At 67.1% G+C, this 18,036-nt stretch carries 16 protein-coding genes; 7 read left to right on the top strand and 9 right to left on the bottom strand.

The genetic code is table 11. From position 1 onward, the window contains the following. Window positions 1–125: 125 nt before the first annotated feature. The 9 genes from AC3FKH_RS08735 to AC3FKH_RS08695 form a co-directional block, all read right to left on the bottom strand. A complete protein-coding gene (locus AC3FKH_RS08735; protein ID WP_488674676.1) occupies window positions 126–1,475 on the bottom strand; it encodes a 3-hydroxyacyl-CoA dehydrogenase in 1,350 nt (449 codons plus the stop codon). A gap of 13 nt (window positions 1,476–1,488) precedes the next feature. Beyond that, window positions 1,489–2,286, bottom strand: a complete 798-nt coding sequence (locus AC3FKH_RS08730) for a crotonase/enoyl-CoA hydratase family protein (RefSeq protein WP_488674674.1) — start codon at window positions 2,284–2,286, stop codon at window positions 1,489–1,491. 51 nt (window positions 2,287–2,337) lie between these two features. Next, window positions 2,338–3,303: a PDR/VanB family oxidoreductase gene (locus AC3FKH_RS08725; protein ID WP_488674673.1), complete on the bottom strand. Its 966-nt coding sequence runs from the start codon at window positions 3,301–3,303 to the stop codon at window positions 2,338–2,340. A 70-nt stretch (window positions 3,304–3,373) separates the two neighbouring features. Then, window positions 3,374–4,657, bottom strand: coding sequence for a Rieske 2Fe-2S domain-containing protein (locus AC3FKH_RS08720; protein WP_488674672.1), 1,284 nt, complete (start codon window positions 4,655–4,657; stop codon window positions 3,374–3,376). Window positions 4,658–4,677: 20 nt separating this feature from the next. Further along, entirely contained in the window at window positions 4,678–5,637 is a 960-nt protein-coding gene (locus AC3FKH_RS08715) for a tripartite tricarboxylate transporter substrate-binding protein (RefSeq protein WP_488674670.1), read from the bottom strand. Between the two features lie 75 nt (window positions 5,638–5,712). Further along, a complete protein-coding gene (locus AC3FKH_RS08710; RefSeq protein ID WP_488674668.1) occupies window positions 5,713–6,951 on the bottom strand; it encodes a Rieske 2Fe-2S domain-containing protein in 1,239 nt (412 codons plus the stop codon). Between the two features lies 1 nt (window position 6,952). Further along, window positions 6,953–7,957 (bottom strand): amidohydrolase family protein, encoded by a 1,005-nt coding sequence (locus tag AC3FKH_RS08705; RefSeq protein WP_488674667.1) that lies wholly within the window; start codon window positions 7,955–7,957, stop codon window positions 6,953–6,955. 5 nt (window positions 7,958–7,962) lie between these two features. Then, complete coding sequence (locus tag AC3FKH_RS08700; protein WP_488674666.1) at window positions 7,963–8,364, bottom strand: RidA family protein; 402 nt, start codon at window positions 8,362–8,364, stop codon at window positions 7,963–7,965. 29 nt (window positions 8,365–8,393) lie between these two features. After that, complete coding sequence (locus AC3FKH_RS08695) at window positions 8,394–9,095, bottom strand: GntR family transcriptional regulator (protein WP_488674664.1); 702 nt, start codon at window positions 9,093–9,095, stop codon at window positions 8,394–8,396. A gap of 452 nt (window positions 9,096–9,547) precedes the next feature. Between AC3FKH_RS08695 and AC3FKH_RS08690 the strand changes: the two genes are divergently transcribed. From AC3FKH_RS08690 to AC3FKH_RS08660, 7 genes are read left to right on the top strand one after another with little or no spacing between them, the layout of a single operon-like run. After that, on the top strand, window positions 9,548–11,719 hold the full coding sequence (locus tag AC3FKH_RS08690) for an acetate--CoA ligase family protein (RefSeq protein ID WP_488674662.1): 2,172 nt from the start codon (window positions 9,548–9,550) through the stop codon (window positions 11,717–11,719). A gap of 32 nt (window positions 11,720–11,751) precedes the next feature. Then, the gene (locus AC3FKH_RS08685) at window positions 11,752–12,939 is read left to right on the top strand and encodes an acyl-CoA dehydrogenase family protein (protein WP_488674660.1); all 1,188 of its coding nucleotides are present in this window, start codon (window positions 11,752–11,754) and stop codon (window positions 12,937–12,939) included. A gap of 15 nt (window positions 12,940–12,954) precedes the next feature. Next, a complete protein-coding gene (locus AC3FKH_RS08680; protein ID WP_488674658.1) occupies window positions 12,955–14,091 on the top strand; it encodes an acyl-CoA dehydrogenase family protein in 1,137 nt (378 codons plus the stop codon). 46 nt (window positions 14,092–14,137) lie between these two features. After that, window positions 14,138–15,124: a Bug family tripartite tricarboxylate transporter substrate binding protein gene (locus AC3FKH_RS08675; protein ID WP_488674657.1), complete on the top strand. Its 987-nt coding sequence runs from the start codon at window positions 14,138–14,140 to the stop codon at window positions 15,122–15,124. A 48-nt stretch (window positions 15,125–15,172) separates the two neighbouring features. Then, a complete protein-coding gene (locus AC3FKH_RS08670; protein ID WP_488674655.1) occupies window positions 15,173–16,336 on the top strand; it encodes a thiolase domain-containing protein in 1,164 nt (387 codons plus the stop codon). 5 nt (window positions 16,337–16,341) lie between these two features. Next, complete coding sequence (locus AC3FKH_RS08665; RefSeq protein ID WP_488674653.1) at window positions 16,342–16,785, top strand: Zn-ribbon domain-containing OB-fold protein; 444 nt, start codon at window positions 16,342–16,344, stop codon at window positions 16,783–16,785. A gap of 18 nt (window positions 16,786–16,803) precedes the next feature. Beyond that, a complete protein-coding gene (locus AC3FKH_RS08660; RefSeq protein WP_488674651.1) occupies window positions 16,804–18,030 on the top strand; it encodes a CaiB/BaiF CoA transferase family protein in 1,227 nt (408 codons plus the stop codon). The last annotated feature ends 6 nt before the right edge of the window (window positions 18,031–18,036 follow it).

Genomic DNA, 18,036 nt, shown 5'->3' with positions numbered 1-18,036 from the left:
CCGCGATTCGGGAAGTGGCAGAACTATCGCTTACTGGTATGTTTAAGAAAAATAGTGGTATACGTTAGTGCGTATTAGGAATGCAACGACGTGCGGGGCAAAGTCGGGAAAATCGGTTCGCGGCCTCACGCGTGACCGCGCTGGTAGTCGGCGAAGGTCTTTCCTTCGCGCGCCAGACGGGCCAGCAGCGGCGCCGGTTCCCACCAGTAGCCGTGCTCCGCGTGGAAGCGCTCGATGTCGGCGTACACCTCGCGCAGCCCGATGCGATCGGCGTAGTACATCGGGCCGCCATGGCGCGCGGGGAAGCCGTAGCCGGTCAGGTAGACGGTGTCGATGTCGCTGGGCCTCAGCGCCACGCCGGCTTCGAGCAGCTTCGCGCCCTCGTTGACCATGCCGTAGACGCAGCGCTTGATGATTTCCTCGGCGCCGATGGGGCGCCGTACGATGCTGAGCCGTGCGGATTCCTGTTCGATGAAGGCCTCGACCTCCGGATCGCGCAGCGGCTGTCGGCTGCCGGGTTCATAGCGGTACCAGCCTTTGCCGCTTTTCTGTCCCAGGCGCCCAAGCTCGGTCAGCTTGAGGATCAGGTCGTTCCAGCGCCGGTCCTGCGGCCGCGTGGCCATCTGCGCCTTGCGGGTCTGGTAGCCCACGTCATTGCCGGCCATGTCGTGCACGGCGAAGATGCCCATGGCATAGCCGAAGCCGGTGAGGGCCTGGTCGACTTCATGAGGGAGTGCGCCTTCCTCGACCAGGAAATGCGCTTCGCGCGTGTAGTTGCGGAACAGCGCATTGCCGATGAAGCCGGGGTAGACACGTGCCAGCACGGCGGTCTTTCCCATGCGCCGCCCCAGATCCATCAGCGTGGCGATCACGTCCGGCGCGGTGTCGCGGGCACGCACCACTTCGAGCAGGCGCATCACGTGTGCCGGGCTGAAGAAGTGGGCGCCGACCACGTCTTGCGGGCGGCGCGTGACCGCCGCGATGGCATCGACGTCCAGCCCGGACGTATTGGTCGCCAGGATGGCGCCGGGCTTGCACCGCGCATCGAGTTCACGGAACACCTGCTGCTTCAGCGGCATGTCCTCGAAGACGGCTTCGATCACCATGTCGGCGGACGCGGCATCGGCCAGGGTAACGGAGCCTTTTATGAGCGACAGCCTGGCTTCCATGGCTGTCGCTTCCAGCTTGCCGCGCGAGACGCTGCCGGCGTAGTTGTCGCGCACGCGGCGCAGGCCAGTATCCAGCCCCTGCTGGCTGCTGTCGATCAGCGTGACCGGAATGCCGATATTGGCCAGCGCCATGGCGATGCCGCCGCCCATGGTGCCGGCGCCCACCACGGCCACCTCGTGCACGGGGCGCAGCGGCAGGTCCTGCGGGAAGTCCGGGATGCGCGCCGCTTCGGCCTGGGCGAAGCGGACATAATCGGCCGTGGCCTGCATGTTTGTGTCGGCGTCGGATTGAATCGTGGTCGTCATGGTGTTCCTGCGTTCAGTCGGATTTCGCACCGGGGGAGGCGAGAGGTTTGGCACGGCCTTCGACGAAATCGCGCAGGCGTTCGGCCGCCTCTGGCGGACGCGGGATGTTCGAGGTCAGGTACTCGACGAACAGCCCGTCGTCGTGCGACAGGTCGTTGATGCGCGGCAGCACGTTGGTGATGCGCCAGTTCGTGTCGGCGGTATTGCGTGCGACCAGCGCCGCCAGTTCGCGCGCCTTGGCCAGCGCCTGGCCCTGCGGCACCACGTAGCGCACGATGTGTTCGCGCTCGCCTTCCTGCGCATTGAGCAGGCGGCCGGTCAGCATCATGTCGGCCATGACGGTGTAGCCCACCACGCGCTGGATGCGCACGGTGCCACCACCGCCGACAAAGATGCCGCGCTGTCCTTCCGGCAGGCCGAACAGCGCCGATTCGTCCGCGACGCGGATATGCGCGGCGGTGGCCAGTTCCAGCCCGCCGCCGACCACCGCGCCGTGCAGCGCCGCGACGAATGGGATGGGCCCGCGCGCAATGCCGTCGAACACGGTGTGCCAGGAATGCCGCGTGCGCTTGCGCGGGCGCGGCTGCTCGCCCGAGGCGCGCGCCAGCGCTTCCTTCAGGTCCAGCCCCGCGCAGAAATTGCTGCCGTGGCCGAACAGCACGCCGACATCGGCTTCCTCGCCGGCGCGCACCACGGCGTCGTGCAGCGCCCATACCACGTCTTCGTTGATGGCATTGCGCTTGTCGGGGCGGTTAAGGCCGATCAGGGCGACGTTGCCGTCGAGTTCATAGGTCACCAGTGCGGTGCTCATCTCATGCTCCTCTTCTTTCCTCTTTGCATTGCGTGTTCGTCGGCGTGGCGGCTACAGGTCGAGCACCAGCTTGCGGGTCTTCGCGCCGGAGCAGCACACCATCATCCGGTCGTTGGCGGCGCGCTCGGCCGCGTTCAGCACCAGGTCGCGGTGGTCCGGCTCGCCGTCCAGCACGCGCACCTCGCAGGTCCCGCAGACGCCTTCCTGGCACGAGTACATGGGCTCGACGCCTTCGGCGATCAGGCATTCCAGGATGGTCCGACCCGGCTGGATCTCGATGCTGCGACCGCTGCGTGCGAGTTCGACGGTGAAGCCGCCCGCGGTGGCCGCGGCTTCGCGCGCGGCGAAGTACTCGCGATGCACGCGCTTGGGCGCCAGCGATGCGGTGGCCTGTTCGAAGGCCTCCAGCATCGGCACGGGACCGCAGCAGTAGATGTGCGCGCCTTCCGGCAGGCTGGCGGCAATGGCCGCGACGTCCAGGCGCTCGGCGCCAGCCTCGCGGTCGAAGGTCAGGTGTACCTCGCCGCCCTCCGTTGCCATGCCTTCCAGCGTTTCGACGAAGGCCGCCTGCTTGCGCGTGCGCGCGGCGTAGTGCAGCCGCCAGGGGCGGCCCAGTTCGCGCAGGCGGTGGATCATGCCGAGGATCGGCGTGATACCGATGCCGCCTGCCACCAGCACCGCCAGCGACGCGGATTCGTCGAGCGGGAAGTTATTGCGTGGCGGGCTGATCGTCAGCACGTCGCCGCAGCGCAGGGTCTCGTGCAGGTAGCGCGAGCCGCCGCGGCTCTGCGCGTCGCGGTTGACGCCGATCACATAGCGGTGCGGCTCGCTCTGGGCATTCAGCAGCGAGTAGCTGCGGATCAGGCCATTGGGCAGGTGCACGTCGATATGCGCACCGGCGGCGAAGGCAGGCAGGGTGCGCAGCGGCGGCTCGGGCCGCAGGTCATAGGCCAGGATGCCTTCGGCTTCCCAGCTGATGGACTTGACCCGGACTTGCAGGGTATCGGTAGGGTTCATTGATTATCTCCAGGCATGGCGTCATGGGCCAGCAGCCACGGGCTTTGCCGTGGGAGGCAGGTTCCCCGGCTCAGACATCTACGACACCAATGTCTTCGATGACGACGCCGGTGGCAGCCTCATAGGCTCGTTGGACAACCTCCGGTTGTCCGGCGTGAAAGATGAAGTGGCGCAGTAGCTTGCCCCACTTGGGGTGTCGTTCATATTCGGCGCGGGGCAGGCCGTTCAGGAAGAATTCACGCGAATCGCTTGGCAGCATCACGCGGTGGTTGGCTTGCGCGTCGCGGATTACCGCCTTGGGATCGTGTCCTTGTGCCACGGCATCGATATCGTCGAGTAGCCGACGGCGGATCATCGCGATGCCTTTGTCACTGGCGCCCAAGGTCTCGCGTGTGCGGTCCGTCACCGGGCCTTGCCCGACCCAGGCAATGATGTCCTGGTTGATGACATGGCTGGAGATCCAACGACCAGTGGCAGGATCGCGGGTGGGGCTGGCCCAGCTGGGAATCTCCTGTTGCACGAAGGGCTCGGCTTCACGGGGCACCCGGATGAAGGACCACGTAACGCTTAGCGTATTGGTGTCGTCGACCGGTACACGCCATTCGAAGTGGTCGCCGAGGAAGAAGCCATTTGGCCAAAGGCACACGCGTCCGATGGTCCAGAGCGGGTGGCGCTCGTCGGTATCTTCGCTAATGCGCTTGTAGATAAAGCCGTGCTCGAATTCCGCAAAGGCAACCTGCAGATGCCGTGGTGCGCGCTGTCCCGCGTTTCCGCGCAACTGCCGTCCCCAGTTGGCATGCATCCATTCGAAATGGACTGGATCGATGGAGTTCTCCTGCGCCTGCAGCCAATTGCAGGGGACGTCGGCGAATACCACCTGGACGAAGCCGTTGGCCCAACTGAAGGGCTCCCAGTCTGGCAGTTGGGGCGCTGGCTCCGGCCCGAGATATGCCCACAGCATGCCGGCTTTCGGGGCAACCCGATACGCTTTGAGGTGTACGCGCTCCCGCAGCCTTCCTGCCGGGTCGACCACTTGCTCGAACGGTTGCTCGACGCAGCGGCCTCGATGGTCATAGCACCAACCGTGATAGTTGCAGCGCAAGCCGTTCGCTTCTACATACCCGTAGGCGAGATCGGCGCGGCGGTGAGCGCAGTGCCTGTCCACGAGGCCGTAGTTGCCGCTCAGGTCCTTGTACAGGACCAGGTCCTCGCCCATTAGCCGGATAGGCTTGATAGGGTCTCGCTCCAGTTCGTCGATACCCGCGACCGGGTGCCAGTGGCGGCGCAACACTTCCCCCATCGGTGTGCCCGCACCGACGCTGGTCAGAAGCCGATTCCTGTCCTCGCTCAGCATGGCTGTGTCTCTCCTGTCGGTTAGAGCTCTGCGCGGAAGCCGGAGGCCTTGATGACAGGCGCCCAGGTTTCAAGTTCGGCGCGCTGGCGGCGAGCCATCTGCTGGCCATCCAGGTAGTCGGGTACGACAGCAAGCTGCTTCATCAGGAAATCGCGCGATTGCGGCGAAGACAGGATGGTGCGCAGTGCCGTCTGTATGCGCGCTATCTCCCTTGCCGGCGTGCGGGCCGGCGCCCACATCGCAGTCCAGCCGTCACCCTGGGTAACGTCGAAGCCTTGTTCGGCCATCGTGGGGATGTCAGGCGCCAACACGGAGCGTTTGTCGCTGAAAATGCCGAGCAGCCGGACGCGCCCCGATTGGTGGTACTTGCGCAAATCCTCCAGCAGTGTGACGGCGCTGGCGATGTGGTCTCCGAGGAGATCGGTAATCATCGGAGGCGTACCCTTGTATGGAGCCACTGGCAGGTCGATTCCCGCGCTCTTGGCGAACTGGATGCCAAGGAAATGGTTCTGGCCTCCGAGTCCGGGTACACCGAAGTTCGCCTTGTCCGGATTGGCCTTGGCCCAGCGTACAAAGCCTGTTGCATTGCTCGCCTGCGTCTTGGGGCCGGCCGCCATGCCACATGGGAAGGAGACAAGTCCGGCCACCGGCTCGAAGTCCTTCCACAGATCCCATTTGAGTTGCTTGCCGAATACCAGCGTCTGGAAGGTCGGTGTCGCATTGGGCGCGATCATGTAGGTGAGACCGTCCGGCGGGGCTGTTTTCAGCGCATCGGCTGCCAGCCTGCCACCGGCTCCAACACGGTTCTCGATGATCACTGGCTGATCGAGCAGCGCAGGCAGCGAATCAGCAAAGAACCGCGCAATGGCGTCGGTACCGCCTCCGGGCGGCAGTCCCAGCAGGATCCGGATGGCGGGTTTGCCGCGCAGCTGCGCGAACGAGGCCGCAGGCGCGGCGAGGCCTGCGCACGCCGCCAGCAAGAGCTGGCGGCGCGAGTGGAAGCGGGGGCTGGTCATCTTTGTCTCCGTCTTCTTGTCAGTCTTGTGCCGGCGGCTTCAGGGCGCCGCGGTCAGCGAGCGCCAGTCTTCGCCGGCAGGCAGCACGCCGCCGATCGAGACGATCCGGCTGTAGTCGAGATCTGGGTTGTCCGCGAGCGTCGGGGTTTTGCCGGCGACGAACTCGCGGACCGACTTCAACAGCGCCTGGCGCACGCGCAGCACCGCGCCGTCGGCCGAGCAGAGCTGCTCGGTGGTGCGGTCGGCAATCGGCCCTTGCCCGATGAACATGGCGAAGTCCTCGGTGCCGAGGTGCTGCGGAAACCCGGTGGCGTGGCCGCGGCGCATCAGGTCGCGGTTCTGGCCCCAGTTGTCGGCGGGCGTGCCCGGCGGCAGCGGCGGGAAGTTCCACACATCAGGCGTGGCCGACATGACGGTCATGCCGAGCGGGCGGTGCGGATTGAAATGCACGAACCACGCGCGGTGCGTGACGTCATCCACCGGCGTCGAGAAGAACACGGTGCTCGGGCCCTTTTCATCGGGCGCGCAGATGATGCCGTACCACGGCATGACGAAGTTGTTCACGCGCGCATAGAACTGGTCGTCGGGCAGCGGCCGCAGCGCGGCATAGCGGTAGCCGTAGGGACGGTCCTCGAACTCCAGGCGCGGTGCGAGGGCCTTCGTCATGTGCAGGCGCTGGTTGCCCGAGCCCGCCGTGATCTGCGTGGTCGATTCGTGCAGCACGCCGACGTGGGAGGAATCCATCGACGCTTCCACGCCCTGCACCCAGTTGGTCGGCACTTCCTGGCTGGTGACCGAACGCTGGTCTTCGGGCAGCGAGGTGAAGGGCAGGTCCGGGAACTTCGGCGGCGTCTCGCCCTTGCCCAGCCATACCCACACGATGCCGCCACGCTCCTGTACGCCGTAGCGGTTCACGCGCACGTGCTTGCAGAACTGCGCCTGATCGCCGACATGATTCGGCGCCTCGATGACCTCGCCGCTGGTGTCGAGCTTCCAGCCGTGGAAGATGCAGCGCAGGCCGTTGTCTTCGTTGCGGGCCATCAGCAGCGAGGTCTTGCGGTGCGGGCACAGCTCGTCGAGCACTCCGACCTGGCCGTCGGTGCGGCGGAACGCCACGTAGTTGCTGCCGAGCAGCCGCACGCGCACGGGCGCGCCATCGGCCACCAGCTTCGCCGACGGCACCGCAGGGAGCCAGTAATGCTGGCGGATCATCTCCCCCATCGGCGCGCCGTTCTCGACGCGCGTGAGCAGGTCATTGTCTTCGCGGGTCAGCGGCATCTCAGCACTCCTCGTCGGTGCGGAAGGCGCGCGAGTACAGGCGCCTGCAGTTGCATTCGAAGATGTTCTTGCGCTGCGCATCCGTCAGCCACGAGATGCCTTCGATGACCGGTTTCATGTCGTCGTAGTCGCGGTCGGTCAGTGGGTCGCGCGCGCTGCCGGTGCCGGGCTTCTCGGTGCCGAACAGCACGTTGTCGGTGCCGGCTACTTTCAGCAACAGGTCGATCGCCTCGGTCGAGTAGTTGCAGGTATCGAAGTAGAGCTTGCGCAGCTGCTCGTCGAACGCGACGGTCTCGCCCTTGCGCACCGACCACGAGCGGAAGCGGCCCATCTGGTAAGGAATCGCGCCACCGCCGTGCGCCACCACGATCTTCAGGTTCGGGAAGTCCTGGAATACCTTCGAATTCAGCAGCGAGATGACGGCGATGCTTTCTTCGTTAATGAACTTGAGCGTGTACGACTCGCGGGCGCTGCAGCTGCCGGCGGAATGGATCAGGCCCGGCACGTCCAGGCGCGTCATGGCCTCGTAGAGCGGATACCAGAACGGATCGCCAAGGCCCGGCGGCGTCGGGCCTTCGCTCTCGGTCGGGTCCGGGTTGATCAGGCAGCCGACGAAGCCTAGTTCGTTCACGCAGCGTTCCAGTTCCGGCACCGCGCGCTCGGCCGGCGATTCCAGCATGTGCTGCGGCAACCCGGCCACGCCGCGGAAGCGGTCCGGGAACATGGCGACGAAGCGCGCGATGATGTCGTTGCAGTGGCGTGACCACAGCTCGGTCACGCGGCCCGGCTTGACCGAATGCATCTGCAGGTAGGGGCGCGGCGAAATGAACTGCACGTCGGTGCCGACGGCGTCCATGCTGCGCACCAGTTCTTCGGCCGCCTTGCGTACGGAGGCATCCGGAATCTTCGGCGTGGTGGACGGGTTGGCGCGTCCGCCAACGAGTTCCGCCATGTAGCGGAAGCTCTCCGGAGGCATGACGACGTGGGCGTGGGAATCGATGATCATGGTGTTCAGCCTTGGTTGGCGCCGGCCAGGACGGCCAGGCATTCGAGTTGCAGGAGCATGCCGTGCTGCAGGTCATGCACGACGATGTGCCGCGCGGGGCGGTCTTCGGGGTTGGGGAAGCACTGCAGCCATTCGGCATTGACGGCGTCGCGCACGCTGTTGTCCTTCACGTAGACAGTCAGCTTCACCACGTCCGCCACGCTGCCGCCGCCGGCCGCCAGCACGCTGGCGAGATTGCGGAACGCGTGCGCGGCCTGTGCCGCCGCGCCGGGAGGCAATTCACCGGTAGCCGCATCCTTGCCCGAGATGGCGGAGGTGCAGATGACATTGCCCACGCGGGCGCCGGTGGGAATGGGGGCGTTGTGCGCGAGGCCGGGCACATCGAGCGAACGGAGTGGTCTGGTCATGGGATGCCTGAGGGATCGGGGGACTGTGGTCAGGACGCGGCGGCCATGCCGCCGTCGAAGAAATGGGTCGGCACAGTCGCCAGGAATTCGGCGAAGCCGGTGGTGCCCGCCGGCACATGCAGCGCCATGGCGGCAGCGGCCTGCTGTTCGTCGCCGGCCTGGATCGCATCGGCGATGCGCTGATGGTCTTCGAGCGACTTGGCCACCTGTAGGCCGGTGGCGAAGTCGCGCATTCGATAGCGCTGCAGGCAGCGTCGCGCCGTGCGGATATGGCCGGCGAGGATTTCGTTGCGGCAGCCCTGGTAGATGGCTTCGTGGAACGCGGCGTTCGCGGCGGCGTAGCCGACCGCACCAGGCGTTGCGGCGACCCGCCGGCACAGCGACAGGCCCGCGTCGAGCGCGGCATGCAGCGCTTCGTCGCCGCGGCGCGCTGCCAGCCTCGCAGCCAGGGATTCCAGCTCGCCCACGTATTCGAGCATTGCCCGTACCTTGCCGACGGACAGGCGCGCGACTGCCGCGCCCTGGCGCGGGGTAATGCTGACCAGTTCGTGCGCGGCCAGCTGCTGCAGCGCTTCACGCACCGGCGTGCGCGATACACCGAAGCGATGCGCCAGTTCGCGCTCGTCAAGCGGTGCGCCGGGAAACAGGACACCGGCTTCAATCTCGGCCTCCAGCGTGGCGCGGATGTCTTCAGCCCGGCTGTGGCGCCCGGCGAGGGGCGAAGGATTCACGGTGGGATTGGTTCGTTGCATACGGTTGAGCGCAAACAAGCGTCTCTTTGTTGTTCAAAAATATACAACAAAAAAATAGTGGTATGCAAAGAATCCAGTAAAAGTTCGCCGCTGAGATGTTCGGGGTTCGCCCGTGTTCCTCTCCTATGCTGGGAGGAAGGGAGGCTTGCGGGGCGCGCGAACGGTGTCTCCGTTTTCCCCGGAATCCCGCGCTGCGCTTGGCCTGGCGCCTGCAAGGATGTGACGCTGTCAGTGGTCACAGTCCCTCCGCGGCAGTGGCCTGGAGCGCTTTCGCAGAGCCTGCCGGACCTCCGGTCACCGCCCTTCGGCTAAGGGAAATCACCTAGTAGATTTTGGAAAATTGGGTTTTCTGGTGTATTGAAACTGCAATTCTGGTATGCCAGAATTCATCCAACACGAAACAACAGCTTCTTTCCTGGATGTCCCAACCCATGAAGACCTCTGACTTTCCCGGCGCGCAGGCCGGACAGCCTCAACCGGCGGCCAAAGCCGCGGTGGCTGCCGTGACCAGCGTTCTCCGTCCGGCTTCCATTGCCATCGTCGGTGCTTCGGCGGACCCGCGATCGTCCGGCGGCTTCGTGCTGGCGAACCTGGAACGCTTCGGCTACGCCGGCGCCATTCACCTGGTCAGCCGCAGCAGTACCGAGATCAACGGCCGCGCCTGTGTGAAAACGGTGGATGAACTGCCCGCCGGCATCGACCTGGCCGTGCTGGCGATTCCCGAGGCGGGCGTGCTCGATGCCGTGCGCAGCCTGGCCGCGAAGGGCACCCGTGCGGCGGTCCTGTTCGCGTCCGGTTATGCGGAGACCGGCGAGGCCGGCCGCGAACGGCAGGACCAGCTGGCCGCCGCCGCGCGCGACGCCGGCATGCTGCTGCTCGGGCCGAACTGCATGGGCTTCACGAATTTCGGAGCCGGCGTGCCCGTGACCTTCGAGGCCGTCCAGCCCTATCCGTGCGACGCTAGCCCGGGTATCGGCGTGGTGGCGCAAAGCGGGGCGATGGCAGCGAACATGCGCGACGCCTTCGTCGGGCGCGGCCTGCCGCTGACCGCCGTGGTATCCACGGGGAATGAGGCGTCGCTCGGCGTCGAGGATTTTGTTGCCCACTATATCGACGACCCGCAGACCCGCGTGCTGGCCGTCTACGCCGAACAGGTGCGGCGCCCGCGTACGTTCCTCTCGCTGGCGCGCAAGGCCCGCCAGGCTGGCAAGCCCATCGTGATGCTGATGCCGGGCCGCAGCGAACGGGCGCGCGAAGCGGCCCAGTCCCACACCGGCGCGCTGGCCGGCGATCACGCCACCGCTTGTGTGGCGCTGGCGCGCGAGGCGGTCGTGCTGGTTGATACCCCTGACGAGCTTGTCGACGCCGCAGCCATCCTGCTGCGTTTCCCGGTGCCGCCTGCCGGTGGCCCGGCTTTTATGACCGGGTCCGGCGCGATGAAGAACGTCGCGCTGGACTTCTGCGACGGACTGGGACTGGCGTTGCCGCCCCTGGGGGCGGAGACGACGGCGCGCCTGAAGGCCATGCTGCCGGACTACGCAGTCGCCGAGAACCCGCTCGACTACACCACCATCGGCGTGCGCAACCCCGGACTGGTCGGCGAAGTCCTGCTGACCATGCTGTCCGACCCGGCGGTGGGCAGCATCGTACTCAGCATCCCGGCAGGGCCCGAGGTGGCGCAGCGCGACAAAGCCGAGCACATCGTCCCGGCACTGGCCCGCGCGGACAAGCCGGCGGTACTGGTCGTGACCGGCGACAGCGGCCCGATCGAGCCATTCTTTGTCGACGCCATCCGCGCCAGCGGCGTGCCGTTCTTCCGTTCGCCCGACCGCGCGCTGCGCGCGCTTGCCCGGGTGTCGGCCTATGGCGAAGCCCTGCAGCGCGCCGATCGGGCCAGCCAGTCGGTTCCCGCGGCGGTGCAGTTGCCTGGCACTGTTCCGCCTTCGGGCGTGTTCGCGGAATATCAGGGCAAGGCGTGGCTGGCCGCGGCCGGGTTGACCGTGCCCGAAGGTGCATTGGCAACGAGTGCCGACGAAGCGTCGGTGATTGCCGCGCGCATCGGCTACCCCGTCGTGATCAAGGCGCAGGCAAGCGAGCTGCCGCACAAGAGCGACGTGGGCGGTGTGATTGTCGGCCTGGCCGATGAAGCCGCGCTGCGAGCCGGCTGGAACCGCCTGCAGGAAAACATCGCCACCCACCGGCCAGGGCTGACGCTCGATGGCGTGCTGGTCGAGGCGATGGGTCCGCGCGGGCTGGAGTTGGTGGTTGGCGCACGGCGCGATGAAGGCTGGGGGCCGGTCGTACTGGTGGGCCTGGGCGGTGTGTGGATCGAGGCGCTGAAGGATGTGCGACTGATTCCGGCGGATCTCGCTGAAGCCGATGTGATCGCGGAACTGGGTCGGCTCAAGGCGGCGTCCCTGTTGCGTGGCATCCGTGGCGCGGCGGCAGTCGACGTGGCGGCCATTGCGCGGGCCGTGACGCTGATCGGCGCGCAGATGCGTGCCAACCCCGCGATCACCGAGATCGATGTCAACCCGCTGGTGGCCTATCCCGACCGCGTGCTCGCGCTCGATGCACTGGTCGTCTGCGTCCCGCAAGCCTGAATCTAGGGCACACACTCCACGGCACACACACCATGAAGCTGACTTTTTCCCCCGCCGACGAAGCGTTCCGCCAGGAGGTGCGCGCCTTCGTCAAGGCGAAGCTGCCTGCGGACATCCGGCGCAAGGTCGAACTCGGCCTGCGCCTGGAGCATGCCGACTATGTGACCTGGTTCCGCATTCTCGAAGCGCGCGGCTGGCTGACGCCGGGCTGGCCCGTGGAACATGGCGGGCCGGGCTGGAACCATGTGCAGCGCTATATCTTCGATGAGGAAACCATGCTGGGCGGCGCGCCGCGCATTATCGCCAGCGGCATCCAGATGCTGGGGCCGGTGCTGATCGCCTTCGGCACGCCCGAGCAGAAGGCGAAGTACCTGCCCGACATCCGCCAGAGCAATACGTGGTGGGCGCAGGGCTTCTCCGAGCCCGGGGCCGGTTCCGACCTGGCGGCGGTGCGTACCACCGCCGAGCTGGAGCCGGACGGCAAGCATTTCGTGGTCAATGGCCACAAGGTGTGGACCTCGTATGCGCACTGGTGCTCGATGATGTTCGCGCTGGTGCGCACCGACCCGAACGCGGCCAAGCCGCAGGAGGGCATCTCGTTCCTGCTGATCGACATGAACAGCCCGGGCGTACAGGTCCGGCCCATCCGCATGCTCGAAGGCGGCACCGACCTGAACGAGTGCTACCTCGACAACGTGCGGGTGCCGGTGGAGAACCTCGTGGGCGAGCTGAACAAGGGCTGGTCCTACGGCAAATACCTGCTTGGCCATGAGCGCACCGGCATCGCCGGCATCGGCTCATGCAAGCAGCAATTGCAGCGCGCCCGGGCGCTCGCGGCCAGCGAGGGGCTGGACGGCGATCCGGTGCTGCAGTCGCGCCTGGCGCAGTTCGAGATCGAACTGCTGGCGCTGGAATTCACCGCGCTGCGCCTGCTCAGCGCCAACCAGCAGAGCCGGGTGCCGGCGGTGGAAGCGTCGATGCTCAAGGTGCGCGGCACCGAATTGCGCCAGGCCATCTACGAGCTGCTGGTGGAAGTCGCGGGCCCGCATGCCGTGCCGTTCGAAGAAGCCGCGCTGCGCGGCGAGCAGGACGAACCCGCCAGCCCGATCGAACTGTCGGCGCTGGCGGCCAACTACCTCGACGCGCGCAAGCTGTCGATCTACGGCGGCGTCAACGAAGTGCAGCGCAACCTGATCAGCAAGGCCTTCCTCGCGGCCTGACACCGTACCGAGACCATGGATTTTTCACTCAACGACGAACATATCGCGCTGCGCGATGCGGTGCGCCGCTTCTGCGACGGCGAGTACCCTGCGCATCGCCGTGGCGATGCCGAGACCGCCGACGAGGCCGCCGCGCGCTGGGCCGCCATGGCCGACCTTGGCCTGCTCGGCTTGCCGCTCGCGGCAGACATGGGCGGCAGCGCGCAGGGCCCGACCGAAATGATGCTCGTGGCCCAGGAACTGGGCCGGGCGCTTGGCGGCGGCGCGTGGCTGTCGAGCGTGGTGCTGGCCGGGCAACTGCTCGACGAGGCCGGCACGCCAACGCAGCGGCAGCAGTGGCTGCCGGCCCTGGCAGCGGGCCAGGCACGGCTGGCCCTGGCCATTGGCGAGGCGGACGCACGTTATGACTTGTCGCGCGTCAGCACGCTGGCGCGCCCCGATGGCGACGGCTGGGTTCTCGACGGTGCCAAGTCGCTCGTGCTCGATGGCGCGCAGGCCGATGCCTTCATCGTGGCCGCGCGCACCGCTGGCGATGCCGCCGACGAGCAGGGTGTGACGCTCTTCCTGGTTCCGGCCGACGCGCCAGGCCTGGCCGTGCGCGAGTTCCGCACGCTGGATGGCCGCGGCGCCGCGCACCTCACGCTGCGCGAAGTCGGCGCCGGTGCCGGCGCGGTACTGGGCCAGCCCGGTGCGGCGCTGCCGGTGATCGTTGCCGCCGCTGACCGCGCGAATGCCGTGCTATGCGCGGAGGCCGTCGGCGCGCTGGAAGCCCTGCTGGTCCTGACCGCGGAGCAACTGAAGACGCGCAAGCAGTTCGGTTCACTGCTGGCGAAGTTCCAGGTGCTGCAGCACCGCGTCGCGGACATGCTGATCGCGCTCGAACAGTGCAAGTCGATGGCCTGCGTGGCCGCCATGGCGGTCGCCGACGGCGATCCGGTGCAGCGCCGCCGGCTGGTATCAGCGGCCAAGACGGTGATCGCCCAGGCAGGTCGGCAGGTCGGGCAGTGGGCGATCCAGATGCACGGCGCCATGGGCATGACCGACGAATGCCGCGTCGGGCACTACGCCAAGCGCCTGCTGGTCATCAACCAGCTGTTCGGCGACGCCGGATACCACCTGGCGAGTTTCGCCAGGCAGGCAAGGCAAAGTTAAGCGGCGCCTGGTCGGTTCGCGAAAAAATACACAGGAGACAAAGACAATGGCCCTCATCCATACCCTAAGGTCAGCTTGCGGTGTGCTGGCACTCGGCCTGGCATTCGCCTGCGGCGCGCAGGCGCAGGAGAAGCAACCGATAAAGTTCCTGGTCGGCTTTCCGCCAGGCGGCTCCACCGATACCGTGGCGCGTGTGCTGGCCGAGAAACTGCAGGGCGAACTCGGCCAGACCGTGATCGTCGACAACCGCCCCGGCGCCGGTGGCCGAGTGGCGACCGGCATGCTCAAGCACAGCGCGCCGGACGGATTGACCTATATGGTCGCGCCGAATGCCACCGCCATTTTCCCCACGCTGCTGTACCCGCCGGCCACGCTCAAGTACGACCTGCTGGCTGACCTGACGCCCGTCGCGGTGGTGATTTCCTATCCGTTGGCGCTGGTGGTCAGCAGCCAGACGGGCGTCACCGACATGAAGGGCTTCGTGGAATGGGTGAAGGCGCACCCCGGCAAGGCCATGTTCGGCACCGCCGGTCTGGGCGGGCAGACGCACTTCACCGGCCTGCAGTTCGGCAAGGCCATTGGCGTCCCGATGAACGTCGTGCCTTACAAGGGCAACGGCCCGCTCGTCACCGACCTGCTTGGCGGGCAGCTTTCATCGGCCGTGATGACCGCAGGCGACATCCTGCCGCATGCCAAGAGCGGCAAGGTTCGCATCATCGCCGTATTCGGCGCGGCGCGCTCGCCGCTGCTGCCGGGTGTGCCCACGGCGACCGAGCAGGGTGTCGCTGTCGACAGTGGTGAAGCATGGGCCGGCATCTGGGCACCAGCGCACACGCCCAAGGCGGAACTGGACCGCATGCAGGCGGCGTTGGGCAAGGTGCTCGCCATGCCCGATGTGCGCGCCACCTTGCAGACGCGGGCCACGCTGCACCCCGACTTCCGGCCGGCCGCGGAGCTGGACCGCCTCCAGCGCAAGGAACTTGCCTATTGGGGGCCGGTTATCAAGGCCAGTGGCTTCACCCCCGACCAGTAACGCCCGGAGCGGCGCCCGGCATCTCTTCCCAAGTACCTGCCTTTCATCATGACCCTGAACGGATCCGCCTACATCGTGGGGGCGTACGAGCATCCCACACGCAAAGCCGATGACCTGTCGGTCGCGCGACTGCATGCCGATGTGGCCCGCGGCGCGCTGGCCGACGCCGGCCTCACCGCCGCCGACGTCGACGGCTACTTCTGCGCCGGCGATGCCCCCGGCCTTGGGACCACCACGATCGTGGAATACCTCGGCCTGAAACCGCGCCACGTGGATTCCACCGAATGCGGCGGCTCCGCGCCGATCCTGCACGTCGCGCACGCCGCCGAGGCCATCGCTGCAGGGCGCTGCAACGTCGCGCTGATCACGCTGGCCGGGCGCCCCCGCGCGGCCGGCGCCGCGCTGGCGCTGCGGGCCCCGGACCCGGATGCGCCCGACGTGGCCTTCGAGCTGCCGTTCGGCCCGGCCACGCAGAACCTCTACGGCATGGTGGCGAAGCGCCATATGTACGAGTTCGGCACCACCAGCGAGCAGCTCGCGTGGATCAAGGTCGCAGCGTCCCACCACGCGCAACACAATCCGAACGCCATGCTGCGCAACGTGGTGACGGTGGAAGACGTGGTGAATTCGCCGATGGTCGCCGACCCGCTGCACCGCCTGGACTGCTGCGTGATGAGCGACGGCGGTGGCGCGTTGATCGTCGCGCGCCCCGAGATCGCGCGCCAGCTGAAGCGTCCGGTGGTGAAGGTGCGGGGCACCGGCGAAGCGCCCAAGCACGCCATGGGCGGCAACATCGACCTGACTTGGTCGGCCGCCGCCTGGTCTGGCCCGGCGGCATTCGCCGAGGCCGGTGTCACGCCTGCCGACATCAAGTATGCGTCGCTGTATGACAGCTTCACCATCACCGTGCTGATGCAGCTCGAAGACCTGGGCTTCTGCAAGAAGGGCGAGGGCGGCAAGTTCGTTGCCGACGGCGGCCTGATTTCCGGCGTGGGACGCCTGCCGTTCAACACCGATGGCGGCGGCCTGTGCAATAACCATCCGGCCAATCGCGGCGGCGTCACCAAGGTGATTGAAGCGGTGCGCCAGCTGCGCGGCGAGGCGCATCCCGCGGTGCAGGTCGGCAACTGCGACCTGGCACTGGCCAGCGGCATCGGCGGCGCACTGGCTTCGCGCCATACCGCGGCCACGCTGATTCTTGAAAGGGAATGAACACCATGAGCACACCCGCTACTCCGGCCACCCCTGCCAACCCGGCCGCCAAGGCGCCGCCCGCCGGTCCGCGCAAGATTCCCGCGCCGCGCACGCTGCCGGAAAGCCAGGCGTTCTGGGAAGCCGCGGACGCCGGCCGCCTGCTGCTGAAGACCTGCCTGGGCTGCGACGCGCCGCACTACTACCCGCGCGACATCTGCCCGCATTGCCAGTCCGACCGCACCGAGTGGCGCGATGCCAGCGGCTTCGGCACGGTCTACTCGTTCAGCACCATGGGCAAGGGCGAGGCCGCCTGGACGCTCGCCTACGTCAGGCTGGACGAAGGCGTGACGATGATGACCAACCTGGTGGATTGCGATCCGCGTGAGATCGAGATCGGCCAGCGCGTGAAGGTCGTGTTCAAGCCGAGCGACGGCGGTTATGCCGTGCCGATGTTCACCCCGGCATAAGCACCTGAGGCAACGACCATGGCTGACACCAGACAAGACGAACGCGGCGCGGCCGAGCGCAAGGGCCCGCTGTCCCGCTTCACCATCCTCGACGCGTCGCGCGTGCGCGCCGGCCCCACTGCGGTGCGGCTGTTCGCCGACATGGGCGCGCGCGTGATCAAGCTGGAGATTCCTCCAGGCGCGCCGGGCGGCGACGACATGATCGGCGGGCGCGACCACAACCGTGCCGACTACGAGAACCTGCACCGTAACAAGGAAAGCCTCACGCTCAATATGAAGACTCCGGAGGGCGTGAAGATCCTGCATGAGCTGGTCAGCCGCGCCGACGTCTTCATCGAGAACTACCGCCCCGACGTAAAGCACCGCCTCGGCATCGGCCCGGACGCGCTGCGCGCGATCAATCCGCGGCTGGTCTACGCGAGCATTTCCGGCTTCGGGCAGGACGGACCCTATGCGGGCTGGCCCGGCTTCGATTCCATCGCGCAGGGCATGGGCGGGCTGATGAGCGTGACCGGCAAGCCAGGCGAAGGCCCGATGCGCGTCGGCATTCCGCTAGCCGACCTGTGTGCAGGCCACTTCTGCGCGATGGGCATCCTGACGGCGCTGCTGGAGCGCGAGGCGTCGGGCGAAGGGCAGTGGGTGCAGACCTCGCTGCTCGAAGCGCAGATCGCCATGCTGGACTTCCAGGCCGCGCAGTGGCTGGTCGACCGCAAGATTCCCGAACAGACCGGCAACGAACATCCGCTGACCGTGCCCACGGGCGTGTTCGCCACCAGCGATGGCTACCTGAATATCGCCGCGATCGGCCAGACCATGTGGAAGCGCCTGTGCGAGGCGCTGGAAGTGCCGCATCTCGTCGACGAGCCCGGCCTGGGTTCCGATCCGGAGCGCGTGCGCAACCGCGACAAGGTCAATGCCGCGATCGAGGCGGCGCTGCGCACGCGCACCACCGCCGAATGGACCGAGCGGTTGCTAAAGGCCGGCGTGCCGTGCGGACCGATCCATCGCGTGGATCAGGTATTCGCCGATCCGCAGGTGAAGCACCTTGGCGTGGCCTGGCCGATGCAGCACACCGAGCTTGGCGATGTGGCGCTGGTCGGTCAGCCGATGCGCCTGTCGCGCTATCCGCGCGAGCTGCCGCCGCAGCCCGCTCCGGAGCAGGGCGCTAATACCGACGACATCCTGCGCGAGCTTGGCTACAGCGCGGCACAGGTCGGCGAGCTGCGCGCCGCCTACATCGTTTGAACGAAG

Source organism: Cupriavidus sp. 21MJTG02-4 (assembly GCF_057798975.1).
This window is presented reverse-complemented; position numbering and strand designations above follow the sequence as displayed.